Below are 11832 nucleotides of genomic sequence, written 5' to 3' on the forward strand. Positions count from 1 at the left end.
CGCTCCACGACGGGCTCGTCCCTCCGACTGGCATAGCCGGATACGTTTCCAGGCTCTCTTCGGACAGCTCCCCACCCCCCACCCCCATGGCCACAGTGTCAGCCGCAGCCAGGCGGGAACCGTACCCGCGCCGGTGAGCCCCCTACACCTCCGCAGCCCAGGCCGTTACAAACAGCCCCCCTACTGATGCCATCCGCTGCCGGAGAACTTATGTCCCATGTGATGGCCACCACCGGCGGGCATGTCGATCTTGCCTTACTCACTGCAGTGGCACCCACTTCTGCCCCTCCACGAGCCCGCAGGGCTCGTCTCCCCGGGTCCGACCTGTCGGGGACCACGCTGGACCGCTGCCACCGCGGCTACAAAGCACTCATCAGGACCTCAGTAGCAGTGAAGACTCCGAGTGCACGCGGGGGCGTCAGTCGAGACCCAGGTGCGCGGCCACGTCCTTGTACAGCGCGGCTACCTCGGGTGGGGTTCCGTGGGGGTAGCGGGTAGCGAAGAGGGCGCCCACCCGCGGCTTGCTGGTGGTGTCCCTCTGGGCCTGGTCGAGGATCTGGGGGTCCAGGCGTCGCAGGTACGCCTCCAGTTCGCCGGACTTGCTGCGGTCGTCGCCGAACTGGTCGGCGAGGGTGAACACGCCTGCGGCTTTCCAGTAATCGGTCCAGGCGGTGAAGTCGTTTGCGTCGTCGGGAGGGTTGAGGGGGCGAAGCTGCTGCTTGGTTAGTTGTTTGGCGAGTGCGCTGGTGTTGCGGAGGGCTGGCCCGTCGGCGACGACTGCCCATGGGACACCGAAGGCGGATAGGTACTTGATGTAGCCGCCGAAGTTGTTCTGGCCTCCGACATCCAGCAGGGGGATGTTGGCCGCTTCCGGTCCCAGCTGGGTGTCGGTGTTCCACCATTGGCCCAGGGCGCCGGTCTCCGACGCGCCCTCGCAGAGGATTACCGCCCGGGCGAAAAGCAGGGCCCTGGTGTCAGCTGCGGCTAGGTTCTGGATCCAGCCAGCCAGGTCCGAGGCGGCCCTGGCCGGGGCGCGCCGGACAATGGTCGCTCCGTCCGGCCCGGGGGCTAGACGGACGATGCGCTTGAGATCGGCTTCCGTGACTACCGGGACCAGGTCCGCGCTGTGGGTGATCAGGAGGGCTTGTACGTCACGCAGGGCAGTTGTGGCGATGCGTCGCTGCATGGTCGGATGCAGTTGGACCGCCGGTTCGTCTAGAACGATGACGCGGCCGGACCCACCTGCTGTCAGGGCCGCCAGCAAGACGACTTCCTGCAGTCCTGCTCCGCTGAATTCAGCACGGCGTTCACCACGGCCGGCGTCGATCACGACATCGATGGCCAGCCCGTCCGTCTCGGGGGATGCCTGGACTTCCAGGTGGGCCCCGGTGATGGTGTGAAAGATCTTCTGGGCTTTGCAAAAGCCCTCGCGTTGTTCACGCGTACCGTTCTTCAGTCTGTACAACTCGGCGGACACCTGGCTGCCGTCGCTCAGATCGAGCGCGCTCGCCAGTTCATTGAGGGAGAAGTTCCGGCGCGCGGGCAGGCGCCGATTGACGGTCACCGAGACGCCCGCGGCCCAGATCTTGCCGAGCACCGCGACGAAGGGTACGGAATGCTGCTCGGTCAGCTGCAGCGCTTGGGCGAGCGCGGTCATGGAGACGGGCCGAGGGCTGTACGCGTCGTTGAGCGTGGGCACGTTGAACATGACCGGCTGCTCAAGCCGGTCCAAGATGCGCGGGAAATCAACGAGTTCGGGCGGAGGGTCTTCGGTCACCTGCTCCATGGCGACGGTCTTCCAGCCCTGGGCTGCCCCGGGGCGGAGCTGCTCCGGCCAGGGGCCCTCCAACTGGATATGGAAGGGGTCCCCGCCGTAGATGAACTGCCAGGCGCAGGACCAGCCACTGCGTCTGTGTGAGTCGAAGTCCAACCGCAGTGTGCCTTGGAACAGTGCGGCCACTGAGTCCCCGGTGATGCGGGTTTCGGCGGCCTCCTCCACCTCGGCAGTGCTGGGGCCCATCCCGTCGTACTTCTTGCAGGCGACGCTGATGTACGAGGCCTTCACGAAGTCCGTGACCAGCTTCTGTTCCCATGGCTGGTCCATTTCGAAGGAGACCGTCAACGTGAAGGTGGGGGCCCCGTGGTGGCCGGCCTGCTCGTACAGGGAGAGCAGGTCGCGCTGCTTCGGCTCGAGGTGGCGATTCAGGACCGCGGATACAGCGCTAAGTACCTGGCACAGGTTCGACTTGCCCGCAGCGTTGGGGCCGGTGACCACGGTCAGGCCCTGGTCCAAGTCCAAGTCGAACTCGGCAAACGACAAGAAGCCTTGTGCCGTGATCCTGCTGATCCTCACTCTGTGCCCCCACCATTGGCTGCGCGCTCGCGATGATCCTTCCAGAATCCGCGGCGTTAGGATGCCGCCGCGTGGACCTCGGCCTGAGGCAGCCCATACCCCTGCGGGCGTGGTGCCAGTTCGAAACAGCATCACCGGACCGGACCATCAGGGGCGAGACAGGGGCGGTACCTAACGCCCCGGATTTGCTGGTTTGTGCCTTGTGGTTCGACCACCCCTTGTAGTGTTCGCCGGGAGATAAGGGGTGGATGTTGTATCTGGGGCGGGTCAGGGCTAAGGGTTTCAAGTCGTTGTTGAGTGCGGATGTTCCGCTGCGGCAGGGTGTCACGGTGGTGGTGGGGGAGAATAATGCCGGCAAGTCGAATCTCATCGATGCGCTCCGGCTGCTGACCGATCCGCTTGATGGGCGGCGCAGCAGATGGTGGGAGGCCGAGGACGTTCACCCGTGGGCCGAGGCCGGGGCAGAGCTCACTGCGGTCTACGGCGGCATGGAAGCTGCCGAGGCTGCCACACACCTGCAGGCGTTGGTGCCCGCAGCGGACGAGCCTGGCCTGCTGGGTGGCCACCGCGCCCGTTACACCGTTCAGTTTGCGCGCCCTGCCGCCGACACCCGGCCGCAGCGACCGGTGTGGTCAGCCGGCCGGCTCCTGGATGACCCGGAACCTGAGGCGCGCCGTACGATCCGGCATGTCTACCTGCCCCCCATGCGCAACGCCCAACAGGAACTGGCCTCAAGCGCCGGTAACCGGCTGCGATTGATCCTTGCCGCGGAATTGGGCGCCGAAGAGGCCATCAAGGAGTTCGAGAAGGAGCAGGCCGAGCACTTCCGTGGCCTGGAGCAGCACGACAAGATCGAGGCCACCCGTAAGCGCATCAACGATCCCCTCGCCTTGCTCACAGCCGGCGCGCACCCCCAGCACATGGGACTGTCGTTCGCCGACCCCACCCTGGTGTCGATCGCCCGGGCACTGCGCACGCGTATGGGCGATGAAGGCCTGGCGGTCGAGGACATCGCCCGCTCCGGCCTCGGTTACGCCAACCTGCTCTACATCGCCACCGTGCTGGCCGAACTTGAAGCGGCCCGCGGCGCCGACCTCACGCTGTTTCTGGTCGAGGAGCCCGAGGCCCATCTCCATCCCCAGCTGCAGAACCTGTTGCTTGACCATCTCAAGACCCAGGCCCTGCAATCACAGCAGGCGCGCCCGGAAGCCGAGGGAACCCCGCTCGGCCGGATCCAGGTCGTGATCACCACACACTCCCCGGTGCTGGCCGCGGCCACCACGGTCAAGGACCTGGTGGTCCTCAAACGATGTCGCACACCCAACCCGAAGCCAGCAGCACCAGCCACCGTGCCGGCGCAAGCGGATGCGGGAGTGCTCGCGCCCTCCAGTCCGCAAGCCGCGAACCAAGGTGACAGCGGCGTCCCGACGCCGCCTGCAGCCTTTGCGTTTACGACTGCTGCTGTACCGGTAGCAGCGATTCCCTTCGCCAAGCACGAACCGGCCAAGCTCGACCGCTACCTCGACATCACCAAGAGCGCCATGCTCTTCGGCACCCGGGTGGTCCTGGTGGAGGGCCTGGCCGAGGCCCTGCTGATGCCGGCCTTCGCCAACATCGTCCTGGGCGCCATCGCGGACGAGGCCGACCGCAGACGAGCCAAGGCCGTGTTCCGCGGAAGCTGCATCGTCGCCGTCGACGGAGTGGACTTCAAGCCCTACATGCGCGCGCTGCTCGCCGACGTGGACGGCGTCCGGATCGCCGATCGCGTCGTTCTCATCACTGACCAGGATCCCCGCAAGAGGAAAAGCGCCCAGGACTCCGACGACGACGAGTCCACCGAGGAGACCGCGGCCAGCGAGCCAGAGGCCGCCGATCCTGCGAGCGACGACGAGGCCCTCGAGGTCGGCTTCAACCGCGCGACCTACCTGGCACGACACCTGCAGGAGTGGGACGTGCCGTCCAGCGCCTTCCACATCGCGGAGAGCAAGCCGACCCTCGAACCGGAACTGATGCGGGCCGAGAACCACGACCTGCTCGCCGAGGTCTTCTTCGACCTCCGCCCCAGATCCCAGCACCACTGGAAGCCGGTACAGGACGCCACCACTCCACAAGAGCAGGCAGCTGCGTTCGGGAACCTGTTCACCTCCCAGATCAAGCTGCCGAAGGGCGACTACGCCTACCGCCTCGCCGAGCGCCTCAGCGAAAAGCCCGACGGCTTTGTGGTGCCCGACCACCTGGCCACAGCCATCCGCTGGATCGCAGGAGTGGACGAGAACGCCGCATGACCAACCTCGAGGCTCAGCGCAACCACGCCCTCCACCAACAGCAACAGGCCGTCCACGCCGCGGCCCCCGTCTTCGTCCGCGCGTGCCCGGGAGCAGGCAGAACCCGGATTCTAGTGGACCGCCACTGCCTCACCCCACCCGGCCCGCGACGCGCCGGCCGTGCCCTGATCTCCTTCACCAACGTCGCCGCCGACGAACTACGCGAGCGTTGCTCCGGCAACCGCCCCGACCTGACGTCCTTTCCCCACTACATCGGGACCTTCGACAGTTTCCTGTGGCGCTACCTGGTCCGTCCCTTCCTCCCGGCCACGCCGCCGTGGCAGCACGTGCTGTCCTGGGACCAGGTCCCCTCAGCCGTCGTCGGCTGGGGCAAGCGCAAGGTACCCTTGTCGGCCTTCAAGTTCACCTACGACCCTTCCACCCGGCAGACGCTCGTCACCTGGCCCAAACCGGACAAGTACCTCCACAACGCCGCCATGACGGCGGAGGACTTCATCGTCCAAGCGGAAAAGAAGCAGGAGTTCCTCTGGCAGACCCGCGGCTACATGACCGGTCACGAACTCCGCATCGCTGCACTCGACCACGTCAGAAACCCCGCCGTCACCGACCTGCTTCGCGAGCGCTTCTTCGAAATCGTCGTCGACGAGGCCCAGGACTGCTCCGCACTCGACCTCGCCATCCTCGGCCACCTGCACGGTGCCGACATCCCTCTGGTCATCGTCGCCGACACCGACCAGGGCATCTACGAGTGGAACGACGCCCGCCCGACGGACCTCCACACCCTCACCAGCGCCATCAACAACGACCTTGAACTGAACGGCAACTGGCGCAGCAGCCCACCCATCTGCGAACTTGCCGCAACCTTGCGCCCGGCCCCACGACAGACACCGGACCTGTGCGTGGGGGAGCACCACGCCCACACCACCCCAGTCCTCCTGCTGCCCTACGGCAGCAACCGCAAGAACCCCTCCGGGCTCCCTGACGCCCAAGCAGCCAGCGAGGCGTTCCTGGACAGGGCCGCGGAGGAGGGCATCGACGCCGCTGACTGCCTGGCCGTGGCCTACCGCAACAGCGCCATCCCCAAGGCCCGCTCCAAGCCTGCCCCTCACCTGCCCAAGGAACCGAGCACCATCGCCCTGGCCTGGTGTGCCGCTGTCTTCGCATCAGACGACGCGACCTCCACCGCCCGCGCCCACGCGCTGGCCATGGCAACCACATTTCTGAGCGCGTACTGGTATCCCGAAGCAGACGGCCCGGTCGCGGAAACCCTCGCCCAGCGCGACATCCCGGCCGGGCTGATGCGTAGGCGCGCGGGAATGCTGCTGTCTCAACTACCCCCGGTGGACACCTCGCCCGCCAGAATCTGGCGCAGCCAAGCACGAGCAGTACTGAAGGCCCAACTGCCCACTCCTGGCACCGAACTCGCCACCCCTACAGCTCCATACCTGGCCAATGCCGACCTGGACAAGCCCATCCGCTCCCTGATCGGCCTGCTGGACACACCCGACGACGAAGCGACGCCGACCACGATGCGCAGCTCCTCCGTCCATCAAGCCAAAGGCAGCGAAGCCGAAGCAGTCCTCATCCACCTTTCCCGCCCCCAGGACGTCACCGACCTCCTCGAAGCCTGGGCGAACCCGCTCCACCACACCCAAACCAACGAGATGCTCCGCGTCTACTACGTTGCCATCACCCGCGCCCGGAAACTGCTGACGATCGCCTACCCCTACTCCAAGCACGCCGAAGTGAGCTCTCATCTGGACGAATTGAAGATCACGTATCAGACCTTCGCTCCATGGGGGACTCGGCATACCTCGGCTTAGGCGGAGATTTGGTGACAGCTCTGGTGAAAACCTGCGGCGGCGACAGGGCAAGCCCACGATGATTAGCCGATGACTACGCCTGCTGAAGATCGACCGGGCCCGGGGCACCGGATCACACGGGTGACCCGTCGTGATCTCTTCGACTACATCAGAACCTCGGGCTTGGCCTGGCATGGGCGCTTGGACGAGATTGCCTTCCTCTCACGGTTGTACGACCTAGATGCCCTGCCGTCGGAGGACTACCGCTTCAGCACTGCCCGCGAGGATATCCAGCAACATCGTTACAGGAACCCTTACGACTGGTCTGAGGAGTGGGTACTTACCGATGCCCGCTTCGAGCTAGACGGGGGTCCCGACGAGAAGCTCCTGGGCTTCCTGTCGCAGATGGTGCACCCAGTGGTGCGCGCTACTCCAGAACACGCTGAGACTATGGTCTCCGCGTTCAACGAGATCCTTCGGCGTGATGGATGGGTTCTTGAGCCGCAGGGGAGCATGTCTGGACGCCCGGTCTATGCAGCCACGCTGCTGGGCGGCCTCCCCAACAGCGCGATCAGCCACGCGCATGCTGCAGCCACCCGCCTGGACGCGGAGTACATTGCGCAACAGGTCACGCGCATGGAAGCGGCGATCTCTGCGGAGCCCGAACTTGCGATCGGGACGGCAAAGGAGTTCATCGAAAGCATTTGCAAGACGATCCTCGATGAACAGCAGGAACCCCACGCCAAGAGCGACGACGTTCTAGTTTTGGTCCGCAAGACGACCAAGTGTCTGCATCTTCAACCAGGCCAGCTTGATGCCTCTGCCCCCGCAGCAGACACGCTCAAGCGAATGATGATGAACCTGGCTCAACTCGTTCAGGGCGCCGCCGAGCTGCGTAACGCCTACGGTACGGGGCACGGCAAATCCAAAGCACAGGCCAACCAACGCCTTACGTCGCGCCACGCTCGCCTGGCAGTTGGCGCAGCATCGACACTAGGCGTCTTCCTCTACGAGACACACGAAGAGGGTTGAACCGTTCCGGGTTCGGTGGGGACTCGATCATTTGAGAGGATCGAGTCATGGCACGTCCTTCCCCTTATCCCCTTGAGCTGCGCAAGCGCGCGGTCCGCATGGTCGCCGAGGTGCGGCCCGAGTACGACACGGAGTGGTCCGCGATGAAGGCGGTTGCGGCGAAACTGGGGATCGGGACGACCGAAACGCTGCGCAAGTGGGTCCGCCAGGACCAGATCGACAGTGGTGCCAGGCCGGGCACCACGACGGAGGAGTCGGCCGAGCTCAAGCGCCTACGCAAGGAGAACGCCGAGCTCAAGCGGGCAAACGAGATTCTGAAGGCCGCGTCGGCTTTCTTCGCGGCCGAGCTCGACCGGCCACACACACGCTCGTGACGTTCATCGACGAGTACCGGAACCGCTTCGGCGGCGTCGAGCCGATCTGCACCGTGCTCACCGAGCACGGTCTCAGCATCGCCCCCTCCACCTACTACGCAGCCAAGAGTCGCCCACCTTCGCAACGGGCCAACCGAGACGCGGAGTTGAAGGTGCTGATTCAGGCGGTGTTCGATGCCAACTACCGCGTCTACGGGGCTCGCAAGATCTGGCGTCACCTACAGCGACAGGGTCATCGGGTGGCCCGCTGCACCGTCGAGCGACTGATGCGGGAACTGGGAATCACCGGGGCAGTCCGCGGCAAGAAGGTCATCACGACGATCCAGAACCACGCGGCCGAGCGGGCACCGGACCTTCTTGACCGCGACTTCGTGGCTTCGGCCCCGAACCGGTGCTGGGTGGCCGACTTCACGCACATCGCGGCCTGGGCCGGCACCGTCTATGTCGCCTTCGTCGTCGACACCTTCTCCCGCCGCATCGTCGGCTGGTCCGCTGCCACCAGCAAGGAGACCCAATTGGTACTGGACGCACTGGAGATGGGGTTGTGGCAACGTGACCGCGAGGGCCATCGCCATGTCGCCGGGGAGTTGGTGCATCACAGCGACGCCGGGTCGCAATACACGTCCTTCAAGCTCGCCGAACACCTGGATACGGCAGGCATCGCGGCATCCATCGGTTCAGTCGGCGACGCCTACGACAATGCCCTGATGGAGTCGGCGATCGGCCTGTTCAAGACCGAGCTGATCAAGCCCCGGCGGCCCTGGAAGACTCTCTCCGAGGTCGAGTTGGCCACCGCCGAGTGGGTCGACTGGTTCAATCACCGCCGCCTGCACGGTGAGATCGGCCACGTCCCGCCCGCAGAATACGAAGCCGCCTACCACCAACAGAACGCAAATCCCCAGGTCACAGTCACAACCTAGAGTCTCGATCATACCCGGAACGGTTCAGGTGGCGCCGACACCGCGGCCGGACCTGGCCTGTGACGTCACTCATCAACCGAGGAGGGAGGACTCACGCTAAACCCAGCGCATGCCGAGTGCGGTGAGCTCTGCGATCCGCTCAGGGGCGAGGCTGGCACGGCGGCCGCGTTGGTTGGCGATGAAGATGCCGAGGGTGTGATCGGTGCCGTCGACTTCCTCGACGTGGGATCGGGGAACGTTGAGGTGTCCCTCCCGTTCGGCGTATTGACGGGCGGCGGTGAGGTTGGCGGCCCAGATCTGCGCCCGGGTGCGCTTCGGCCTCGGCGCCCCTGAGCCTGGTGCCTGCTTGTCCTCAGATGTGGTGAAGCCGAGGATCTCGGTCAGGAGCCATTGCTGGACCGCGCTGAGGGTGCCCCATTGGGTTTGCTGGGCTTGGACCCAGCGGCCGATGTCTTCGCCTTGGATGATGAGCTGACCATCCCGCTCAGGTAGTGCGCCGCCGGCGGTGCGGTAGGTGCGGGCGAGGTGGAAGCAGCGCTGCCACACCACCGGCCACGCGGGGCACCAGGCGGGATCGATCTCTTCCAGTGCCCGCCGCCGCTCCCGGTCCAGCCCCGCAGCCTTCCCAGCACCGGCTGTACTGCTGCTGCGGCGGGCTGCTGCGCGCTGGTTCTTCAGCCACTGCCCGAGGGGGTAGCCCTGCCAGGTGGCGTCGGTGGGCGGGAGGAGGTGGCCATGTTCGGCGGCCCAACCCCGCGCGGCGGCCAGGCCTTCGGTGAAGGCGATGTCGGCGTGGTTCCAGATCATGCCGAGCTCGTCGAGTTGATGGACCCGTTCGGTGTCGAGGCGGCCGCGGGTGTGGGTCTGGCGTTGGGTGGCGATCCACACGCCTAGGGGGAAGCCGTCGGGGGTGCGGTGTCCGTAGGGGACGCGCAGGTCGCCGTGGTCGCCGTGGTAGGCGAGGGCGGCTTGCAGGCCGCGCCGCCAGAACTCGGTCTCCGGCTTCAGCACTCGCAGGCTGATGAACGCCGCCAGCTGTGCGGGATCGCGCGGGGTGGAGAACGACAGCAGCCCACCTGCCGGCGCACTGACCGCTCCTACCGCGCCCTGTCCTCCACCATCTGCCACCGCAGTCGGCTTCCGCCGGGATGCCGCCTGTGGGGTGGCCAGCTGTTCGACGGCCTCGGTGTCATGCGCGCGCAGCGCGGTCAGCACCTTGATCAGGCCTTCGTAGGAGCGCGAGGAGAGCATGTCGTCGGGTTCTTCGCCGGGGCTGAGGAAGACGGGTACGACCAGGGAGGCCGTCTTGCCTTCGCCTGGCTGCATGCGCAGGGCCCGGCCGACGGCCTGGACGATGTCGACCGTGGACCCGAGCACGTCCGCGAAGACCACCGCATCGCAGTTTTTGGTGTCCACGCCCTCACCGAGTACCCGCACCGAGGCCAGCACGCACCGCTCCATGACCGCCCCCTCGGCGGTGGCACCGGCGGTGAACTCACCCAGCACCTGGCGCCGGTGGGCCGGCTTGTGCTCCCCGTACAGCCACTGCGCCCAGACCGAGCCTGGCTCCGGGTACGCCTCGGGGTCGCTCTCCCACAGGGCTTTGGCCACGGATGGTAGGCCGCTAGCGAAGGCCTCGGCTTCGCTTGTGCGGTAGTGAAAAGTCAGCAGCCGCCGCAGCCGGTGCTCGGCCCCGGTCTTGAGCACGGCGGTCTGCAGCGCGGCCAGGCGGGCTCCGCGGACGGTATCGGTGCGGGCGTCTTGGCCGATCAGCTGGGCTGCCTGCAGTTGTGGGTCGGCGATGTCCACGCATACGACCTGGTACTGCGCGATCAGGCCCCGCTCGATCGCGTCCGACAGCGTCAGCCGGTACACCACGGGCCCGAACACAGCCTCGTCATCCATCGACGCCACCAACTGACCCGGCCCCCCAACCCCACCGGCACCAGAGAAGTCACCGGCAGAAGCTGGCTCCCACAGCCGCGGAGTCGCCGTCATGTACAACCGGCGCACGGCCGGCAGCCGCTCGTTGTCATGGACCCCCGCCCACGGCTTGCCCAGCGCCCCCGAGGTACGGTGCGCCTCGTCTACCACCACCAGATCCCACGGCCCCAGCCCCGCCGCGTGTGCACGCTCCAGGACTCCGAGCCCCACCGCCGCATACGTGGCGAACAGCGTGACCCGCCCCCCGCTCCCGAGCCATCGCACCAGCTCGGCAGGATCCGTGGTGCACGGCATCCCCAGCGCCTCACCCTCGGACAGCGAACACGCCCCGAACAACTGGCCGGTGCGCCCGCCCTCCCGCCACACAGCGGCCATCTGAGCGAGTAGATCGAGGGTAGGTACCAGAACCAGCACCCGCTCAGCGCGCAGCTCGTGCGCGGCATGCACCGCGATCAAGCTCTTGCCCGTTCCAGTGGCCGCAACGACCTGAGCCCGCAACCCGCCCTCAGGCAACACCCCATCCGCAGGCGCCTGCAGCGCACGGACAGCAGCATCCACTGCCTCGATCTGATGAGGATGAAGCCGCTTCGGAGTCGACATGAGATCTTGCCTCTCGCTTGCCTTCGGCCCGACCGGGAGGCAGTGGGGCCTAGCTTTAGACTTTATCCCGGATCCTTTTGATGCAACCCTCCTTTCGGAGAATGGCCCCTAGATCGGGTGACCCCAGCAGCGGCCCGGGAACGGGGCCCGCCTTCAATCACCGCACTTACCGCCCGTCAGGTGCGTTCAAGCGACCAGCCCACCTGACGGAACATCAACTTCTCCGGTAGGTGGCAGCACGCGAGAGCCCCTGACGCGTAGCCAGCCGTGCCCGCGTCAGCGGGCACCAAGCCCGAAGGCGAAGCCGGAGGGCTCAGGCAGGGGAGCGAAGCGAACCTGCCGCTCTCTCAACGGGCGCGCAGCGCCGGCTGCTGGCGAAGTCAGCAGGGTGCCGAAGGCACCCCAAGATCCGCGAAGCGGATCTCCGGCGGCGAAGCCGGCCGTCCCGCCACGCGAAGCGTGGCGGTTTCACTTCCAGCGCGCGCAGCTGCTGGCACCAAATCTGGCGGCCTTCGTTCAGGG

General features: G+C 66.4%; 6 protein-coding genes. 4 read left to right on the forward strand and 2 right to left on the reverse strand.

Features of this window, described 5'->3' with window-relative positions:
• Window positions 1–418 precede the first annotated feature (418 nt).
• A complete protein-coding gene (locus OIE69_RS43205) occupies window positions 419–2353 on the reverse strand; it encodes an AAA family ATPase (protein WP_326569873.1) in 1935 nt (644 codons plus the stop codon).
• A 248-nt stretch (window positions 2354–2601) separates the two neighbouring features.
• Between OIE69_RS43205 and OIE69_RS43210 the strand changes: the two genes are divergently transcribed.
• The 4 genes from OIE69_RS43210 to OIE69_RS43225 all read left to right on the forward strand — a co-directional run bounded on the left by OIE69_RS43210 (window position 2602) and on the right by OIE69_RS43225 (window position 8766).
• Window positions 2602–4638 (forward strand): ATP-dependent nuclease, encoded by a 2037-nt coding sequence (locus OIE69_RS43210; RefSeq protein ID WP_326569872.1) that lies wholly within the window; start codon window positions 2602–2604, stop codon window positions 4636–4638.
• The gene (locus OIE69_RS43215) at window positions 4635–6461 is read left to right on the forward strand and encodes an ATP-dependent helicase (RefSeq protein WP_326569871.1); all 1827 of its coding nucleotides are present in this window, start codon (window positions 4635–4637) and stop codon (window positions 6459–6461) included. Before OIE69_RS43210 ends, OIE69_RS43215 begins: the two co-directional genes overlap by 4 nt.
• A 69-nt stretch (window positions 6462–6530) precedes the next feature.
• Window positions 6531–7472: an abortive infection family protein gene (locus OIE69_RS43220; protein WP_326569870.1), complete on the forward strand. Its 942-nt coding sequence runs from the start codon at window positions 6531–6533 to the stop codon at window positions 7470–7472.
• 47 nt (window positions 7473–7519) lie between these two features.
• Window positions 7520–8766, forward strand: a protein-coding gene (locus OIE69_RS43225; RefSeq protein WP_326569869.1) for an IS3 family transposase whose coding sequence is annotated in 2 segments (ribosomal slippage) — window positions 7520–7802 and window positions 7802–8766 — 1248 coding nt in all. Because the reading frame shifts where the segments join, the coding sequence is not laid out codon by codon here.
• A gap of 96 nt (window positions 8767–8862) precedes the next feature.
• Here OIE69_RS43225 and OIE69_RS43230 read toward each other — a convergent pair.
• Window positions 8863–11310, reverse strand: a complete 2448-nt coding sequence (locus tag OIE69_RS43230; RefSeq protein WP_326569868.1) for a DEAD/DEAH box helicase — start codon at window positions 11308–11310, stop codon at window positions 8863–8865.
• Window positions 11311–11832: the final 522 nt, after the last annotated feature.

This window comes from Actinacidiphila glaucinigra (assembly GCF_035918135.1).
Lineage (GTDB): Bacteria > Actinomycetota > Actinomycetes > Streptomycetales > Streptomycetaceae > Actinacidiphila > Actinacidiphila glaucinigra.

Excerpts from the sequence above, each read along its gene's own strand:
- OIE69_RS43220 (WP_326569870.1), top strand. The coding sequence starts at position 6,531 with ATGACTACGCCTGCTGAAGATCGACCGGGCCCGGGGCACCGGATCACA.
- OIE69_RS43210 (WP_326569872.1), top strand. The coding sequence starts at position 2,602 with ATGTTGTATCTGGGGCGGGTCAGGGCTAAGGGTTTCAAGTCGTTGTTG.
- OIE69_RS43215 (WP_326569871.1), top strand. The coding sequence starts at position 4,635 with ATGACCAACCTCGAGGCTCAGCGCAACCACGCCCTCCACCAACAGCAA.
- OIE69_RS43230 (WP_326569868.1), bottom strand. The coding sequence starts at position 11,310 with ATGTCGACTCCGAAGCGGCTTCATCCTCATCAGATCGAGGCAGTGGAT.